17 protein-coding genes are annotated in these 17902 nt (G+C 64.4%); 15 read left to right on the forward strand and 2 right to left on the reverse strand.

Annotated elements, in window-relative coordinates:
• Window positions 1–184 precede the first annotated feature (184 nt).
• From ACKVEX_RS02325 to tilS, 3 genes are all read left to right on the forward strand, one after another.
• Window positions 185–850: a Bax inhibitor-1/YccA family protein gene (locus ACKVEX_RS02325; protein WP_473214064.1), complete on the forward strand. Its 666-nt coding sequence runs from the start codon at window positions 185–187 to the stop codon at window positions 848–850.
• A 168-nt stretch (window positions 851–1018) separates the two neighbouring features.
• Window positions 1019–1987, forward strand: coding sequence for an acetyl-CoA carboxylase carboxyltransferase subunit alpha (locus ACKVEX_RS02330; protein WP_473214065.1), 969 nt, complete (start codon window positions 1019–1021; stop codon window positions 1985–1987).
• On the forward strand, window positions 1956–3299 hold the full coding sequence (gene tilS, locus ACKVEX_RS02335; protein WP_473214066.1) for a tRNA lysidine(34) synthetase TilS: 1344 nt from the start codon (window positions 1956–1958) through the stop codon (window positions 3297–3299). Before ACKVEX_RS02330 ends, tilS begins: the two co-directional genes overlap by 32 nt.
• A gap of 71 nt (window positions 3300–3370) precedes the next feature.
• Here the strand turns inward: tilS and ACKVEX_RS02340 are convergent, their stop codons facing one another.
• Together ACKVEX_RS02340 and ACKVEX_RS02345 are read right to left on the reverse strand one after the other, a co-directional pair.
• Window positions 3371–3976, reverse strand: a complete 606-nt coding sequence (locus ACKVEX_RS02340; RefSeq protein ID WP_473214067.1) for a response regulator transcription factor — start codon at window positions 3974–3976, stop codon at window positions 3371–3373.
• Entirely contained in the window at window positions 3973–5949 is a 1977-nt protein-coding gene (locus ACKVEX_RS02345) for a sensor histidine kinase (RefSeq protein WP_473214068.1), read from the reverse strand. The genes ACKVEX_RS02340 and ACKVEX_RS02345 overlap by 4 nt, the downstream gene beginning before the upstream one ends.
• Window positions 5950–6056: 107 nt before the next feature.
• On the opposite strand from ACKVEX_RS02345, the gene ACKVEX_RS02350 reads away from it, so the two are divergent.
• The 12 genes from ACKVEX_RS02350 to hflX all read left to right on the forward strand — a co-directional run bounded on the left by ACKVEX_RS02350 (window position 6057) and on the right by hflX (window position 17879).
• A complete protein-coding gene (locus ACKVEX_RS02350; protein WP_473214069.1) occupies window positions 6057–7061 on the forward strand; it encodes a TRAP transporter substrate-binding protein in 1005 nt (334 codons plus the stop codon).
• A 127-nt stretch (window positions 7062–7188) separates the two neighbouring features.
• Window positions 7189–7614 (forward strand): nucleoside-diphosphate kinase, encoded by a 426-nt coding sequence (ndk, locus tag ACKVEX_RS02355; RefSeq protein ID WP_473214070.1) that lies wholly within the window; start codon window positions 7189–7191, stop codon window positions 7612–7614.
• Window positions 7615–7672: 58 nt separating this feature from the next.
• Window positions 7673–8800 (forward strand): dual-specificity RNA methyltransferase RlmN, encoded by a 1128-nt coding sequence (gene rlmN / locus ACKVEX_RS02360; protein ID WP_473214071.1) that lies wholly within the window; start codon window positions 7673–7675, stop codon window positions 8798–8800.
• Window positions 8800–9609 (forward strand): type IV pilus biogenesis/stability protein PilW, encoded by an 810-nt coding sequence (gene pilW, locus ACKVEX_RS02365; protein ID WP_473214072.1) that lies wholly within the window; start codon window positions 8800–8802, stop codon window positions 9607–9609. The genes rlmN and pilW overlap by 1 nt, the downstream gene beginning before the upstream one ends.
• On the forward strand, window positions 9606–10676 hold the full coding sequence (locus ACKVEX_RS02370; protein ID WP_473214073.1) for a RodZ domain-containing protein: 1071 nt from the start codon (window positions 9606–9608) through the stop codon (window positions 10674–10676). Before pilW ends, ACKVEX_RS02370 begins: the two co-directional genes overlap by 4 nt.
• 6 nt (window positions 10677–10682) lie before the next feature.
• Window positions 10683–11933 (forward strand): flavodoxin-dependent (E)-4-hydroxy-3-methylbut-2-enyl-diphosphate synthase, encoded by a 1251-nt coding sequence (ispG, locus tag ACKVEX_RS02375; protein WP_473214074.1) that lies wholly within the window; start codon window positions 10683–10685, stop codon window positions 11931–11933.
• 17 nt (window positions 11934–11950) lie between these two features.
• Window positions 11951–13249, forward strand: coding sequence for a histidine--tRNA ligase (gene hisS / locus ACKVEX_RS02380; protein ID WP_473214075.1), 1299 nt, complete (start codon window positions 11951–11953; stop codon window positions 13247–13249).
• The gene (locus tag ACKVEX_RS02385; RefSeq protein ID WP_473214076.1) at window positions 13236–13883 is read left to right on the forward strand and encodes a tetratricopeptide repeat protein; all 648 of its coding nucleotides are present in this window, start codon (window positions 13236–13238) and stop codon (window positions 13881–13883) included. The genes hisS and ACKVEX_RS02385 overlap by 14 nt, the downstream gene beginning before the upstream one ends.
• A 3-nt stretch (window positions 13884–13886) precedes the next feature.
• The gene (gene bamB / locus ACKVEX_RS02390; RefSeq protein ID WP_473214077.1) at window positions 13887–15035 is read left to right on the forward strand and encodes an outer membrane protein assembly factor BamB; all 1149 of its coding nucleotides are present in this window, start codon (window positions 13887–13889) and stop codon (window positions 15033–15035) included.
• 13 nt (window positions 15036–15048) lie between these two features.
• Window positions 15049–16380: a ribosome biogenesis GTPase Der gene (gene der, locus ACKVEX_RS02395; RefSeq protein ID WP_473214078.1), complete on the forward strand. Its 1332-nt coding sequence runs from the start codon at window positions 15049–15051 to the stop codon at window positions 16378–16380.
• Between the two features lie 93 nt (window positions 16381–16473).
• Window positions 16474–16713: an RNA chaperone Hfq gene (gene hfq, locus ACKVEX_RS02400; RefSeq protein ID WP_473214079.1), complete on the forward strand. Its 240-nt coding sequence runs from the start codon at window positions 16474–16476 to the stop codon at window positions 16711–16713.
• 26 nt (window positions 16714–16739) lie between these two features.
• The gene (gene hflX, locus ACKVEX_RS02405; protein WP_473214080.1) at window positions 16740–17879 is read left to right on the forward strand and encodes a ribosome rescue GTPase HflX; all 1140 of its coding nucleotides are present in this window, start codon (window positions 16740–16742) and stop codon (window positions 17877–17879) included.
• Window positions 17880–17902 lie beyond the last annotated feature (23 nt).

Consider the following 17902-nt stretch of genomic DNA (forward strand, 5'->3'; position numbering starts at 1 on the left):
AAAAGCGGATAAAGATTCCGTTGAACTCGTATATTATCGAACAGTCTTAGCCTTAGCATTCGGCATCAAAGATGGAGTTTCCATCAACGGCCCGATCGTCGAGACATTCATCAATAAGCTGTTCGGTCCGGTACATCAAGGGCATGCCGGTCCGATCGATTGTGACTCAGGAGGAAGCGATTCCATGGAAAACCGCACATTGACGATGAACCGGTCCGAGGCGTCCGTCCTCTCGACCAACAAGGTCATCCGCAATACTTATGTTCTGCTGTCGCTGACGCTGGCGTTCTCGGCGGTCGTCGCCGGTGCGTCGATGGCCCTTGGCCTGCCGCACCCCGGGTTGATCCTGACCCTGGTCGGCTACTTCGGCCTGCTGTTCCTGACCGCCAAGCTGCGCAACAGCTCCGCCGGCGTGCTGGCCGTGTTTGCGCTGACCGGTTTCATGGGATACACGCTGGGTCCGATCCTGTCCTATTACCTGTCCCTGCCGAACGGCCACGCGATCGTGATGCAAGCGATGGGTGGCACGGCTGCAATCTTCCTCGGCCTGTCCGGCTATGCGCTGACCACCCGCAAGGATTTCTCCTTCATGGGCGGATTCCTGATGGTCGGCATCCTGGTCGCCTTCCTGGCAGGTCTGGGCGCGATCTTCTTCTCGATACCGGCGCTATCGCTGGCGGTGTCCGCGATGTTCGTGCTGCTGATGTCGGGCCTGATCCTTTACGAAACCAGTAACATCATCCATGGTGGCGAGACCAACTACATCATGGCGACGGTCACCCTCTACGTGTCGATCTACAATCTCTTCACCAGCCTGCTGCATCTGCTGGGCGTGTTCAACAGCGATTGACGCGCTGTACCGCCATCGCGGCGGTGCTTGGGCAAGCAAAATGGGCGCCTCGCGGCGCCCATTTTGCTTGCCCAAGCACCGCGCTCAACAGGCGGAACCATCGCACGCGGCACGAAACGCCGAACCGAAGCGCGTACAATTGCGGACTTTAATGCAGGGAAAGGGCAGATGAAGACCTCCTTTCTGGATTTCGAGCAATCCATCGCCGATCTCGTCGCCAAGATCGAGCAACTTCGTTTCGTGCAGGACGATCCAGCGGTCGACATCTCCGGCGAGATCGCGCGGCTCGAGGCGAAATGCGAGGGACTGACCCGGGACTTGTACGCGAAGCTGACACCATGGCAGATCGCGCAGGTCGCGCGGCATCCCCAGCGGCCCTACACGCTCGATTACGCTCGCCATGTGTTCACCGATTTCCAGGAACTGCATGGCGATCGCAGCTTTGCCGACGATAAGGCCATCGTGGGTGGATTGGCCCGTTTCAACGGGCAGGGCTGCGTGGTCATCGGGCATCAGAAAGGGCGCGACACCAAGGAGAAGATCCTGCGCAATTTCGGCATGCCTCGACCCGAAGGCTACCGCAAGGCGCTGAGACTGATGCGCCTGGCGGAGAAGTTCAACCTGCCGGTGTTCACGTTTGTCGATACCCCGGGTGCCTATCCCGGAATCGGCGCCGAGGAGCGTGGTCAGTCCGAGGCCATCGGTCACAATCTCTATGTGATGGCGGAACTGAAGGTGCCGATCATCGCGACGATCATAGGCGAGGGCGGTTCCGGCGGCGCGCTGGCGATCGCAGTCGGGGACCAGGTGCTGATGCTGCAGTATGCGACCTATTCGGTGATCTCCCCGGAAGGGTGCGCGTCGATCCTGTGGAAGAGTGCCGACAAGGCCTCGGTGGCGGCCGAGGCGATGGGCATCACGGCGCCGCGCCTGAAGTCGCTCGGCCTGATCGACAAGGTAGTGAACGAGCCGGTCGGCGGCGCCCATCGCGATCACCGCGAGATGGCGGGCAATCTGAAGAGGGCGCTGCAGGATGGCCTGCGCCAGGTGGCCGATCTGTCTCCGGCTGAACTCGTCGACAAGCGCCACCAGCGCCTGATGAGTCATGGCCGATTCAAGGACCAGAACGCAGCCTGACGATGCCCTGCTGCAGGCCGCTGCAGCGCTGCTCGACGAGGCGGGTGTGCGCTCGGGCAGTTCCGTGTGCGTCGCATTGAGCGGCGGGGTCGATTCAGTCGTTCTGCTCGATGTGCTGGCATTGCTGCAGACCCGCTTCGCCTACGAACTGTCGGCCGCGCACGTCAATCACGGCCTGAGCCCGAACGCCGGAGCATGGCAGTCGTTCTGCGCGCGCCTATGCGCCGATCGAGGCCTCGCCTGTCGTTGTCTGAGGGTCACCGTCGATGGCGGTAGTCAGGCAGGCTTGGAAGCCGCCGCCCGGCATGCGAGATATGCCGCACTGGACCGATTGCAGGTCGATTGGCTGGCCTTGGGCCATCACCAGGACGATCAGGCGGAGACGTTGCTGTTCCGGTTGTTGCGCGGTACCGGCGTGCGCGGTGCCGGCGCGATGCGGCCCGCCGATGGTGCGTCACCTATCCGCCCGGGTCGATTGCGTCCATTGCTCGACGCGAGACGGCAGGCCATCGTTGCCCATGCGCGCGCCCGGGGCCTCGCCTGGACCGAGGACGAGAGCAATGCCGATCGGCGTTTCACGCGCAATTATCTGAGGCACGACATCTTTCCGGCGCTCGAGCAGGTATTTCCTGCGGCCGTGCCGACGCTGGCGCGTGCCGCGGCGCATTTTCGCGAGGCGGACGCACTGCTGCAGGATCTCGCCGCGATCGATCGATCGGCCTGCGGGGGCGATCGGCTGATGCTCGATCGAATGCTGTGCCTGTCGGACGCCCGGCTATGCAATCTGCTGCGTGTCGAGCTGCAGCGCGCGGGCGCGGACGCTCCGTCGCGGACCCGTCTGGACGAGGCACTGCGGCAGTTGCGCGGGTCGGACGGAGGTCCGCTGAACCTGCCGCTGGGTGGGGAGCTGGCATGCTGTGTGTATCGCGGACGGGTGTGGATGGCACGACAGACCGCAGCCCGCCCGCTGCCGGTGAAATGGGGTGGGCAGACCGAGTTGCCTTGGGGTGACACCGCGGTGGGTTTCGACCGCACGGATGGCCGTGGCCTGAGCTGGAACAGGCTGGTGCAGGCCCGCGAAGTGTTGCTGACGCCGGCGTGGGAAGGTCTGAAGATCCGACTCGGTGCCGCGCGTCCCCGGCGCAGTTTCAAGAACGTGTGCCAGGAAAACGGCGTGCCGTCGTGGTTGAGGTCGGGACTGCCCGTGCTGCGTGTGGATGGCGAGGCGGCGTGGATTGCCGAGATCGGCATCTCCGCAGATTTCGTCTGCGGCCCTGCCGAACCCGGGTTGCTGCCGCGCTGGCAGCGTTGAGCGAGTGGTCGGTCGGTGGATACGAGGCGCGCCGGTGCGTGCCGCGGTGAGCGGCCTGCGGGGACGAGGGCTCAGCCTGGCCCCGACTTGAGCAGCTGCGCCAGTTCCACCGCCGAGCGTACCTCCATCTTCTCGAAGATGCGCGATCGGTGTGCCTCTACGGTACGCATCGAGATGTTCAGATCATAGGCGATGACCTTGTTGAATTTGCCTTCGAGGATGAGCTCCATGACTTCCCGTTCTCGCGCGGTCAGCAGCGCGAGCTTCTCCTGCACCGCCTCGCGGGTGCCCAGCGCCCGCCATTGCTCGGAATCCTTTTCCAGCGCCCGGATCACGACCGCGACCAGGTCGCCGTCGTTGAACGGTTTTTCGATGAAGTCGAATGCACCGTTCTTCAGCGCGGACACGGCCATCGGCACATCACCGTGGCCGGTGATGAACACCACCGGCAGCGTGCTGCCGCGCGCCCTGAGTACATCGAAGCACTCCAGCCCGCTCATGCCGTCCATGCGGATGTCGAGCACCACGCAGCCGCGCCAGTCGGGTTCGAGCGCATCGAGAAAAAGCTGCGCACTCGCCCATGTCTCACAGGGCACGTTGCGGGTCTTGAACAGCCATTGCAGCGCATCGCGAATGGCTTCGTCGTCGTCGATGACATGGGCGCAAGGGGTGTTCATGAGGGCTCCCGGTTGATCGGCAGGGACAGGATGAAGATCGTACCGCCATCCGGATCTGGTTCGAAGCCGAGGCGACCGTGATGCAGTTCGGCGATCGAACGGCATATGTTCAGTCCCATGCCCATGCCTTCCTGCTTTGTCGAGAAAAACGGCTCGAACAGTCGCCGCGCCACGTCGGAATCAACGCCGCTGCCCTGGTCCCTGACCTTCACGATCAGCAGACCGCCCTGCTCGGCGGTGGAGATGCGAACCGTCCTGCGCGCCGGCGGATTGTCTGCCATTGCATCCATGCCGTTGCGCAGCAGATTGACCAGCACCTGTTCGATCATGAGCGGATCGGCGGCGACTTCAGGCAGTCGGCCGGCGAGATCGGTGACGATGCGCATGCGCCGTTTGCGCGAGTCGGCCTCGATCAGGCCGACCGCATCGATGATGACCGCATTGATGTCGAGCGGCTCCCGTTTGGGTTCGGAGCGGCGCACGAAATCGTGCACCCGCCTGATGATCTCGCCGGCGCGCCGCGCCTGGCGTGCGATCCTGTGGTGAATCTCCTGCAGTTCTTCGATATCGGTGACGCCGTCCGCGAGCCTGTTCATGCAGCCGTTGTTGTAGCTGGTGATCGCCGCGAGGGGTTGATTGAGCTCGTGCGCGAGGGTCGAGGCCATCTCTCCCATCGTGATCAGGCGTGACGTGGCCTGCAGCCGCTCGTCCTGCTGCTGCGCGAGTTCGCGTGCGCGCTTCTGCTCGGTGATGTCGAGCATCGAACCCATCCATCCGGTGTGCCGACCGTCAGCATCGATCAGCGGCGCTTCGTAGATCATCGTGTCGATGCGCTCGCCGTCTTTGCGGCGCATCTGAAGTTCGACGCCGCCTGGCGGCGGGTTGCCCGACAGGATCTGATCGTGCACTTCGAGTGTGCGGTCGATGTGGTCGGGATCCCAGTAGGGCATCGGCGGCCGCTGGTCGATCAGTTCCTCGGCGCTGAAACCGACCATTCGGCAGAAGGCGGGATTGACATAGGTGATGCGTCCGTCGAGGTCGCGGGCGCGCAAACCGGTCAGCAGCGAATCCTCCATTGCCTTGCGAAACAGGGTCTCGCCGCGCAGCGCCTGCTCCGCGGCGAGCCGGCGCGTGAGCTGCAGCCGCAACTGCCAGATGCTCCAGACGATGATGCCGCCGAGCAGCACTATGGACGCGATCAGAAGCACCGGAATCCAGCGTGTTTCACCCTTGTACGCGGTGATATTCAGCAGCAGTCCGTGCCCGGGCGGATCGAACGCGATCGTGTAGGTGAGTTTGCCCGACAGCGGGTCGACCTTGGACTTCGCGGCGATTTCGGTCCCATCAGGATCGAGGATGCTGACCCGATAGCGTTCCGAGAACCACCACGGCAGCTCCCTGACGATCAGCCCCTGCAGCGAATACACGCCGATCACGGCCTCGATAGCGCCGGTGTCGGTGTAGGTCGGTACATGCACCTCGAACTGGTGGTCGCCGCCTGCGACCTCATAGGCCGGTCCGTAGACGGGTCGTCCCAGGCTGCGGGCGAGCCGGAAGACCGACTGCGCCGGCACCGTGCCCATGGACTCGCCAATCAGATGATCCTCCCCCAGCGGCGGCATCGCCCCGAGCGAGCGTCCGTCCGGATCCAGCCAGATGATTCGGACCAGGCCACTCTCGGCGTAAAGCATCTGACGCAGTTGTGCATCGGTCTGCGCTGCATTCGAGGGGTCGGCGAGCTGCTGCGCGAGCTGCGCCAGCCGCGCGGCGTTGTTGTCCAGATGGAACTGCAGGTTCTGCTCCATCCACAGCACGTCGCTGATCAGTGACGCACGCTGGGTCTCCTGGTCGTGCGAACGGGTGAGCCATACCAGCATCGCGAGCAAGACCAGGAAAAGCGCCAGCGCGAGGTAGGGGATGCGCAGATACCAGCCGGAGGCGGCCGAAGCATTGCCGGGGACGCTTTTTTCCATCGAAGGCCCTGGTGGTCCACAATGACTGGATGGTCGTGCCACGCCCACTGCGCGGCGCTGCCGGGGTGTCGGGGGCATGCCCCGAGCCCTGATAAGGAGACAGTCGGATGAAGTATCGCATGTTGCTGGTCGCGTTTGCGTTGCTGGCCGGCACGGTGCTGCCGGTTTCGGCCGAACCCATTGTGATCCGCTTCAGCCACGTGGTTGCGCCGGACACGCCGAAGGGCAAGGCGGCCGAGTATTTCGGGCGGCGCGTCGAGGAACTGACGCAAGGGCGCGTCCGGGTCGAGGTCTACCCGAACAGTACGCTTTACAAGGATCGCGAGGAGATGGAGGCGCTGCAGCTCGGGGCTGTGCAGATGCTGGCCCCCTCGCTCGCCAAGTTCAGCGTACTGGGCATCTCCGAGTTCGAGGTGTTCGATCTGCCGTACATCTTCGAGGACAGCCGAGCGCTCACCAGGGTCGCCGAAGGCCGCATCGGCAGGCGGCTGATGAAGTCGCTCGAAACCCGTGGCATCAAGGGTCTGGCCTTCTGGGACAACGGATTCAAGTCGTTTTCGGCCAATGTGCCGATCCGGCGACCCGAGGATATGGTCGGCAAACGGATGCGCATCCAGTCGTCCAAGGTCCTCGAGGCGCAAATGCAGGCGCTGGGCGCGGTGCCGCAAATGATGGCTTTTTCCGAGGTCTATCAGGCCTTGCGCATCGGTGTCGTCGATGGCACCGAGAACCCGCACTCGAACCTCTACACGCAGCACATGCACGAGGTGCAGCCCTATATCACGCTGACCGATCACGGCTATCTCGGTTATGCGGTGATCACCAGCAACAAGTTCTGGAGCACACTGCCGGGCAGTGTGCGGCGGCAACTGGAACGGGCGATGCGCGACGCCACCGACTTTGCCAATCGCATCGCGCGCGAGGAGAACGCAAGGGCGCTCGAGGCGATCAGGGCGGCGGGCACGACCGAGATCATCGAGCTCGACGAAGCCGCTCGCGAAGCTTTCAAGCGTGCGCTGCTTCCAGTGCATCAGCAGATGGCGGAGCGGATCGGCATCGACCTGATCCAGGCGATCTATCGCGAGAACGGTTTCGAGCCGGGGGCGTTCTGAGCTCAGCCGGGAGACGTCTTCCGGCCTGGATCTGACGTTGGCTGGTCTGCGTCCATGCGATGGGCGAGCAGACCTGATAAACTTTACCGTTTATTTCCTTGTCCAGCCAAAACCGGAGATCCACCAGATGGCTATTGAACGCACCCTTTCCATCATCAAGCCCGACGCCGTTGCCAAGAATGTGATCGGCAAGATCTATCAGCGATTCGAAGAGGCCGGGCTCAAGGTCATCGCGGCGCGCATGGCGCATCTGTCCGACCAGGAAGCCGGACAATTCTACGCGGTGCACAAGGCGCGCCCGTTCTTCAAGGACCTGGTGTCCTTCATGACCTCGGGCCCGGTGATGATCCAGGTTCTGGAGGGCGAGAACGCGATCGCGAAGAACCGCGAACTGATGGGCGCCACCGACCCGAAGAAGGCCGATGCCGGCACGATCCGCGCGGACTTCGCCGAATCGATCGATGCGAACGCGGTGCACGGTTCGGACGCGGCAGACACGGCAGCGGTCGAGATCGCGTTCTTCTTCCCGCAGATGAACGTCTATTCGCGCTGAGCGCGGGAATCTGCGGCCCTCGCGTCGACGATGCTAGGGCCGTACAACCGAGTCTCACATGAACCCTCTGGTCAACCTTCTCGATTTCGACCAGCCGCGCCTCGTCGACTGGTTCGCCGCGCATGGCGAGAAGCCTTTTCGCGCACGTCAGGTGATGCGGTGGATGCACCGCGAGGGTTGCGACGATTTCGCCGCGATGACCGATGTCGCGAAGACCTTGCGTGCCCGGCTTCAGGCGGAGGCCTGCATTCGGGCACCGCGGCCGATCCGTGATTCGGTCTCCAGTGACGGCACCCGAAAATGGTTGCTCGATGTCGGCAATGCGAATGCGGTCGAGACCGTGTTCATCCCGGAGGCCTCGCGCGGCACCTTGTGCGTGTCGTCCCAGGCGGGATGTGCGCTCGACTGCGCATTCTGTTCGACCGGCAAGCAGGGCTTCAACCGGAATCTCGGCGCGGGCGAGATCATCGGCCAGCTATGGCTCGCCAATCGCCTGCTGGGCGCGGCCGGTGGCGACGCCGTCACGCCGGACGAGGATGAGCGCGACAACGGTCGCGTGATCAGCAACGTGGTGATGATGGGCATGGGCGAACCGCTCGCCAACTACGAGAACGTCGTCACGGCGCTGCACCTGATGCTCGACGATCACGCCTACGGCTTGTCGCGTCGGCGCGTCACGGTGTCGACCTCCGGCATCGTGCCGGCGATGGACAGGCTGCGTGAGGACTGCCCGGTGGCGCTGGCGGTGTCGCTGCATGCACCCGACGATGCGTTGCGCGACCGTCTGGTGCCGATCAATGCCAAGTATCCGCTGCGCGCGCTGATGGCCGCCTGTGTTCGCTACCTGGATCGTGCGCCGCGGGATTTCGTGACCTTCGAATATGTCATGCTCGAAGGCGTGAATGACGCCGATGCACAGGCCCGTGAGCTGGTCGCGCTGGTGCGCGATGTGCCGTGCAAGTTCAATCTCATTCCGTTCAATCCATTCCCGGGTTCGGCGTTCCGCCGGTCGGCGCCGGAGCGCATCAGACGCTTCGCGGGTATCCTCATCGAGGCGGGCATCGTGACCACGACCCGCAAGACCCGCGGCGAGGATGTCGACGCCGCCTGCGGTCAGCTGGCGGGTCAGGTGCTCGACAGAACCCGTCGGACCATTCGTCTCGAGAATCCGAGGGAGGCGCATTGATGAAGAGGAATGTCTTGGGAAGCCTTTGCCTGGTCGCCGTCATGGGTCTCGCCGGCTGCGCGACCACGCCGGGTGGGGCGGACTCGAGCGCTGCACCCATGTCCGAGCGGCCCCTGCTGGATCAGGCCCCGGCCAACGCGGCCCAGGCCCGCGCCAAGATAAACGTCGAACTGGGGACCGCCTACTTCGAGGTCGGGCGCTTCGACGTGGCCATGGACGAAGCGCGATCGGCACTGTCGCACAGTCCGGGGTATGCGCCGGCATTTCACTTGCTGGGTCTGGTGTTCATGTTCGTAGGCGATACCGACGCGGCGCGCGATTATTTCCAGCGCGCGCTGCGGGTTGCCCCGAACGACCCGGATTTCAACAACAGTTTCGGCTGGTTCCTGTGCGGTATGGGTGAGCAGCAGGAGGGCTTGCAGCGCCTTGCGACAGCAACCCGGAATCCGTTCTACCGGTACCCGACGCGTCCCTATACCAATGCGGGTCTGTGCTATCTGACGCTGGGCGACGATGTGTCCGCGCGTGAGCAGTTCAGCCGTGCGGTGACGCTCGATCCCGGCAACGCGACGGCGCTTTACCAGCTGGCGGAGATCGATTATCGACGGGGAAGCTATCCGTCCGCGCGTTCGCTGCTGGTGCAGCTGCATCGCCAGCAGGAACCGACGGCCCAATCCGTCTGGCTGGGACTGAGGACCGAGCGTCGCCTGGGCAATCACGCCGCCGAGGCCAGTTATGCGGCTCAGTTGAGTGGTCGTTTCGACGATTCGCCGGAGTACCAGGCAATGATTCAGGGAAATTTCGAGTGAGTGATCAGCATCAGGAACAGGCCGGATTCGTCGTCGATTCCGGTGGAACACCGACGGTCGGGAGATTGCTCCGGCGCGCACGCGAAGCGCGCGGGGAATCACTTTCCGACGTCGCGCATGCGCTCAAACTGTCACAACGGCAGATCGAGGCGATGGAGCTCGAGCGCTTCGACCTCCTGCCGGGGCCTGCTTTCGTGCGTGGTTTTGTGCGCAATTACGCCCGTTATGTCGGTATGGACGCGGATCGTCTGTTGGACCACCTGCACGGCGGCGAACCGACCCAGGCGGTGCGCCTGTCGCCGGTCACGAACGCGACCGGCGACATGCCGAACGGCGGGCGCGAGCGGAAACTGATGAAACCGGCCATGTTCGTGGTTTCGGTTCTGCTGTTCGTCCTGCTGACCGGTTGGTATTTCGACTGGTTCAGGATGTCGGGGGATCAGAGCGTGGCGCCGCCGCTTGCCGGCACCGACGCGCCCGCGCCGCTCGTGGTCAGCCCGCCGGCCTTCACGCCGCTTGCCGTCCCGCCGTCGATGTCGACGATCCCGTCGTCAGAAGCTCCGTCGGTCGAGGTCCCGTCGTCCGAAGCCTCGTCGTCCGGGGCCCTGCGTTCGGACACCCCGGCGGTGGTCGCCGACATCGCCGCGGACGTCGCGCCGTCCGACGGCGAGCGCGCAATGGTCAGCGAGGGGCAGCCGATCGACGAAGCGGTAGAGCCTTCGCCGGCATCGGTTGCTGCCGTGGATGGGGCGGTCGCCACCGAGGCTCCGTCACAGGCGGCCGGCGTCGATGGTGCGGCCGAAAGTACCGAAGCCGGGCCGATCGCGGGCAGCAGTCTGGTGTTCAACCTGAGGGGAGAATCCTGGATTCAGGTGCGTGACGCAGAGGGTGACGCGCTGTTCACCGGCACCGGTGCACCAGGCACCACGCGCACCGTGCAGGGCAAGCCGCCGTTTGCGATCGTCGTCGGCAATGCCGGCATGGTGTCGCTGGAATTCGACGGCGTGCCGGTCGATCTTTCGCCGCATATCGGTGCCAGTGGCGTGGCGCGGATGACCGTCCGGTAGGCCCAGATGAAAGACACGTCAATTCTGATCCCGAGTGCGGCCGGCCGCCGCAGCACGCGCCAGGTCAGGGTCGGAACCGTGCACATCGGTTCGGATGCGCCGATCGCGGTCCAGTCCATGACCAACACCGACACGGCCGATGTGCTCGCGACCGCGATGCAGGTCGCCGAACTCGCGCGCGCGGGTTCCGAGATGGTGCGGATAACCGTCAACAACGACGCGGCGGCGCGCGCGGTTCCGCATATTCGTGACCGCCTGCTCGCGCTCAACATGGAGGTTCCGCTGGTCGGAGACTTCCATTACAACGGCCACAAGCTGCTCGCCGATCATCCCGCCTGCGCCGAGGCACTGGCCAAGCTGCGCATCAACCCTGGCAATGTCGGCGCCGGAAGCAAGCGCGATCCGCAGTTCGCGGAGATCGTCGGGATCGCATGCAGGTACGACAAGCCGGTCCGGATCGGCGTGAACTGGGGCAGTCTGGATCAGTCGGTGCTCGCGCGCGTGATGGATCAGAACGCCCGCCTGCCCGAGCCGCGCGACGCCGGTGCGGTCATGCGCGAAGCGCTGGTCGTGTCGGCGCTCGAGTCGGCCGCCAAGGCGGAGGAGTACGGGCTGGGTGGCGATCGGATCATCCTGTCGGCCAAGGTCTCCAGCGTGCAGGACCTGATCGCGGTGTATCGCGATCTGGGTGCGCGTTGCGACTATCCGCTGCATCTGGGCCTGACCGAGGCGGGCATGGGCTCCAAGGGCATCGTCGCCTCGACCGCCGCGCTCGCGGTGCTGCTGCAGGAAGGCACCGGCGACACGATCCGCGTGTCGCTGACGCCCGAGCCGGACGGCAAGCGGACCGAGGAGGTCATCGTCGCGCAGGAGATCCTGCAGACCATGGGCCTGCGCGCGTTCACGCCGATGGTCACCGCCTGTCCGGGCTGCGGTCGCACCACCAGCACCTTCTTCCAGGAACTGGCTTCCGGGATCCAGTCCTATGTGCGTGAACAGATGCCGGCGTGGCGCGAGCGGCACGACGGGGTCGAGAACATGACCGTCGCGGTGATGGGCTGCATCGTCAACGGGCCGGGCGAGAGCAAGCATGCCAATATCGGCATCTCGCTGCCCGGCACCGGCGAAAGTCCCGCCGCGCCGGTCTTCGTCGACGGGAGCAAGACGGTCACGCTGCGAGGCGACAACATCGCGGCCGAGTTTCGCGCCATCGTCGACGATTACGTCGAAACCCGTTATCCGAAGAAGGCGGGCTGAAGCCCGGTGTTCAATCCATGAGTCAAAGTCTGCAGGCCGTGCGGGGGATGAACGACATCCTGCCCGACGACGCCGAAATCTGGGAGCACTTCGAGGACATCGTGCGTGACTGGCTGAGAAGCTACGGCTACCGGCCCATCCGCATGCCCATCGTCGAACCGACGCCGCTCTTCAAGCGCGCGATCGGAGAGGTCACCGACATCGTCGAGAAGGAGATGTACTCCTTCGTCGATTCGCTCAATGGCGAGGAACTCACGCTGCGCCCGGAGGGGACCGCGTCCTGCGTGCGTGCGGCGATCCAGCACAAGATGCTGCATACCGGCGCGCATCGACTGTACTACCAGGGGCCCATGTTTCGGCACGAACGCCCCCAGAAGGGGCGTTATCGTCAGTTCCACCAGATCGGCGTGGAGGCGCTCGGCTTCTCCGGGCCGGACATCGACGCGGAACTGATTCTGATGTGCGCGCGCCTGTGGGACGACCTCGGCCTGGAAGACGTCAGGCTGGAACTGAACTCGCTCGGATCCAGTGCCGAGAGAGCCGCGCATCGCGCCGCCCTGGTCGACTATCTCGAGCGGCATGCCGGGCAGCTCGACGAGGACGGCAGGCGCCGCTTGCACACCAATCCGCTGCGCATTCTGGACACCAAGAATCCCGCCCTGCAGGATCTGGTCGAGGCCGCACCCAGGCTTGCCGATTTTCTCGGCGACGAGTCGCTGACGCATTTCGATGGCGTGCAGACCATCCTCAAGGACGCAGGGATTCCGTTCAGAATCAATCACCGGCTGGTGCGTGGACTCGATTACTATAACCGCACGGTTTTCGAGTGGGTGACCAATCGGCTCGGCGCCCAGGGCACCGTATGTGCTGGTGGACGTTACGATGGGCTGGTCGAGATGCTCGGCGGCAAGCCGGTGCCGGCGGCCGGCTTCGCGATGGGGGTGGAGCGTCTGATCTCGCTGTGGCGGGACAGCGGTGGCGAGGCCGAGCGCGCACAGCCGGACGTCTACGTGGTGCATGTCGGGGACGCGGCTCGGAGGCTCGCATTTCGAGCATCCGAGGCGCTGCGCGCCTATGGTTTTGCGGTGCTGACCCACTGTGGTGGCGGCAGCTTCAAGTCGCAGATGAAGAAGGCCGATGCGAGTGGCGCGCCGATGGCGGTCATCATCGGTGAGGACGAGGCGGCCGAAGGGACCGTAGGATTGAAACCGCTGCGCGGGCCGGGCGTCCAGCAGCGCATACATGTCGACAGCCTTGCCGATGCACTGGCCGAGCGACTCTTTACCGAGGAAGGCGAACACGATGGCAGTCTATGACCTTGAAGAGCAGGAACAACTCTCCCAGATCAAGGCGTGGTGGGAGCAGTATGGAAAGTTCGTCACCGCGCTGGCGCTGACCGCTGCACTGGCTTCGGTCGGCTGGCAAGGATTGAACTGGTATCAGAACAAACAGGCCAACGAGGCGGGCGGGCTCTATTACGCGGTCCAGCGTGCGGTCCAGGACGGTGACGCCGGGCGTGCGCGCGAGGCCGCGGGGCAGATCATCGAGCGCCATGGCAAGTCGGCCTATGCCGAGATGGCGGCGCTGATGTCGGCCAGTGCCCAGTTCGCCGTCGGAGATCATCGCAACGCGCGCGCGCATCTCGAATGGCTGCGCAACAACACCAAGGATCCGGTGCTCAAGGATATCGCCCGTCTGCGCCTCGCCACCGTGATGCTTGCCGAAGGCGCGCATGCCGAAGCGCTGGCCCAGCTCGAGGGTGCGTCGGCACCGTCACTGGAGGCGCGCTTCGAGGACCTGCGCGGAGACATCCTGGCGATACAGGGGCAATACGCGAGCGCCGCGACGGCCTACCGCGCGGCGCTCGACGCGCTGGCCGCTCAGGGCAGCGATGGCGTCGATGCGTTGATCGACGTGATCCGTGTGAAGCTCGAATCGCTGGAGGCATGATCGATGAGACGTTCTTCGCTTGCGACGCTCATTCTGGCCGGTTCTGTGGGGCTGCTTGGCGGTTGTTCGTCACTGAATCCGTTTTCCACGCCGACGCCCAAGCCTGCTGAACTGGTCAGCTTCGAGCCCAGCGCCGAGCTGCGTCCGCTGTGGCAGACGCGGATCGGATCGGCCGGCGGCTTCGCGCTTCAGCCCGCCGTGGTGGGCGACGATGTTTATGCGGCCGCCCATGACGGTTCGGTCGTGCGCATCGACGGTGGCCGAACCGTGTGGCGGACCAGTGTCGGCGCGCGACTGTCCGCGGGGGTCGGCAGCGATGGTCGCCTTGTTGCAGTCGTGACGACCACGGGAGACGTGGTCGCGCTGGATGCCGCCACCGGGGCCGAGCGCTGGCGTGTTCCGGCCGGGGTCGAGGTGCTCGCACCCCCGGCGATTGCCGAATCGGTCGTGGTGGTGCGCGCGTCGGACAGCCGTTTGTTCGGTTTCGACAGGGGCGACGGCAACCGTCGCTGGGTCTATCAGCGCACCACCCCGGCGCTGTCGCTGCGCAGTGCCAGCGGTCTGGTCGTCGAGCAGCGTGTCGGCATCGTCGGTTTTCCGGGCGGCAGGCTGGTCGCGATCAATACCGACAACGGTGGCGCACTGTGGGAATTGACCGTGGCGACGCCGCGCGGGGTGACCGAGCTGGAACGGATCGCGGACGTGGCCGGGACCGCGGTGCTGGGCCGACGGGAAGTCTGCGCCGTCGCGTTCCAGGGCCGCGCCGGCTGCTTCGATCTCGAGAACGGGAACGCGCTGTGGTCGCGCGAGTTCTCGAGTGCGGTCGGTATGGACCGTGACACGCGCTTCGTGTTCATCACCGATACGGCGGATGCGGTCCATGGCCTGGACGCGTTCAGCGGCACGAACGTTTGGAAACAGGATGAGATGAGCCGGCGTGGGGTCTCACGGCCCCTGGCGGTCGGGGATTTCGTCGTCGTGGGCGACGCTCAGGGTTACCTGCACCTGCTCGACCGCGAGACCGGACGCTTTGCCGCAAGAACCCGGGTCGACAGCAGCGCGATCGCGTCGGATCCGCGGCCCCTGTCGGCGCTGGAGCGTTTCGTGGTGCAGACGCGCGACGGGAACGTCGCCGCGTTCGAAGCCCGGTGAACGGATCCGCAGCGTGAAGCCCACGATCGTACTGGTCGGCCGGCCCAACGTCGGCAAGTCCACCCTGTTCAACAGGCTCACCCGTACCCGTGACGCGCTTGTCGCCGATCAGCCGGGACTGACTCGCGACCGTCACTACGGGATCGGCCGGGGCGGCGATCGCGAATACCTGGTGGTGGATACCGCCGGTTTCGATCCGGTCGCCAAGACCGGCATCATGCATGAGATGGCGCAGCAGGCAGAGCAGGCGATCGCGGAAGCCGACGCGCTGTTGTTCCTGGTCGATGGTCGGGCCGGGCTGACGCCCCATGACGAACAGATTGCGGCGCGCCTCAGGCGTGCCGGCCGTCCGGTCTATCTCGTCGTAAACAAGGCCGAAGGCATGAACCGCAGCATGATCGCGGCGGATTTTCATGCGCTCGGGCTGGGGGCGCCCCTGCCGATATCCGCCTCGCATGGTGAGGGCGTCCGGGAACTCCTCGCCGACGTGCTCGCGAGCTTTCCCGAGGACGAGCCGGAAGAGCTCGAACAGGAAGAGCGTGCACCGCGGATCGCGATCGTCGGTCGCCCGAACGTCGGCAAGTCCACGCTGGTCAATGCGTTGCTGGGCGAGGAGCGCGTGATCGCGTTCGACCTGCCGGGTACCACCCGGGACGCGATTGCGATTCCATTCGAGCGCGATGGCAAGCGCTACACGTTGATCGATACCGCGGGACTGCGGCGCCGCGGGAAGGTCTTCGAGGCGGTCGAGAAGTTCTCGGTGATCAAGACGCTGCAGGCGGTCGAGCGTTCGAACGTCGTCGTGCTGGTACTCGATGCGTCCCAGGACATCTCCGACCAGGATGCGCACATCGGTGGTTTTGCACTCGAGGCGGGCCGTGCGCTGGTCGTGGCGGTGAACAAATGGGATGCGATCGATGATTACCGGCGTGAGCGGATCAAGCAGGACATCGCGCGCAAACTCGGCTTTCTGTCGTTCGCACGGTTTCATTACGTGTCGGCACTGAAGGGCAGTGGCGTCGGCGTGGTGTTCAAGTCGGTCGATGCGGCCTATGCGGCTGCGATGGTCGACCTGTCGACGCCGCGCCTGACCCGCACGCTGCAGGCTGCGGTGGCCAAACAGGCCCCGCCGCGTCATGGCGTGTTCCGCCCCAAGCTGCGCTATGCGCATCAGGGCGGCAGCAATCCGCCCATCGTCGTCATCCACGGTTCGGCGCTGGATCACGTGCCAGCGTCATATGTACGTTTTCTCGAACGGACCTTCATCGAGGCCTTCAAGCTCCAGGGGACACCGCTGCGCATACAGTTCAAGTCGGCGCATAATCCCTACGCGAACAAGGAATAGAATCCACCCCACGGCAGAATGCTCGACCGTTTGTGGCGGTGCAGCATGAATTGCTATACATTCACGAGAACAAACACGTTCGAGGACTGAAAGATGAGTAATAAAGGGCAACTTCTACAAGACCCGTTTCTGAACACACTGCGCCGGGAGCACATCCCCGTCTCGATCTATCTGGTCAACGGGATCAAGCTCCAAGGGCAGATCGAGTCCTTCGACCAGTATGTGGTGCTGCTGAAGAACACCGTCACGCAGATGGTCTACAAGCACGCGATTTCGACCGTGGTTCCCGCACGTCCGGTCACGATTCAGCAACAGGAACCGGGTGCAGTCTGAACTTTCTGCCGCCGGGGTCGCTGCCGATGTTTGAACGCCCCGAGTCGGGCGAGCGTGCAGTGCTCGTGCAGCTCGACCTGAACCAGGGCATGTTGGACGAGCGGATTGCGGAACTGAAGCTGCTGGTCGGCAGCGCCGGCGCAACGGTCGAAGCCGTGGTGAGCGGTCGTCGAGCGAAGCCGGATCCGGCCACCTTCGCCGGCAAGGGGAAGGTTGAGGAGATCGCGGAGGCGCTGGATGCCCATGAAGCCGACATCGTGGTGTTCAACCACATGCTGTCGCCGGGGCAGCAGCGCAACCTCGAGCGGACGCTGCAATGCCGCGTCATCGATCGCACTGCGCTGATTCTGGATATCTTCGCACTTCGGGCGCGCAGTCACGAGGGCAAGCTCCAGGTCGAACTCGCACAACTCGATCACCTGTCGACCCGCCTGGTGCGTGGCTGGACGCACCTCGAGCGGCAGAAGGGCGGCATCGGCCTGCGTGGTCCGGGCGAGAAGCAGCTCGAAACGGATCGTCGCCTGCTCGGGGTCAGGGTCAAGGCGCTCAAGGCGAGACTCGCGAAGATCGAGAAGCAGCGCAAGATCCGCCGGCGCGGCCGGGAGCGCAGCGACGTGCTGACAGTCTCACTGGTCGGCTACACCAATGCCGGCAAGTCAACGCTGTTCAATGCTCTGACCAAGGCGGGTGCCTACTCTGCGGATCAGTTGTTCGCGACGCTGGACACGACCTCGCGTCGGCTATATGTCGGCGACGCCGGGAACGTTGTGCTGTCGGACACGGTCGGATTCATTCGTGATCTGCCGCATGCGCTTGTCGCGGCTTTCCACGCGACGCTGGAAGAAACCGCGAATGCGGATTTGCTGCTCCATGTGGTCGATTCGGCGAGTGAGGATCGTGAGTCCCAGATCGATGCAGTGAATCAGGTGCTGGACGAGATCGGAGCGGGCGACGTACCGCAGATCATGGTTTTCAACAAGATCGATCTGACCCGGGCGAGTCCGGCGGTCAATAGGGACGAGTGTGGTAACATCAGCGGCGTTTTTTTGAGCGCCGTCTCGGGTGAAGGCCTGGATCTCCTGCGCGAAGCGCTCGCAGAGGTCGCTCAAACAGCCCTTCGCGCGAAGACGGTCTCCGAAGCGCCGCCGGTGCAACACCTCGAGTAGTTCTAAAACGTCAATACAGGTCT

Source organism: Denitraticella aggregata, assembly GCF_048158365.1.
In the GTDB taxonomy this organism is placed as follows: domain Bacteria; phylum Pseudomonadota; class Gammaproteobacteria; order Burkholderiales; family Rhodocyclaceae; genus Azoarcus_F.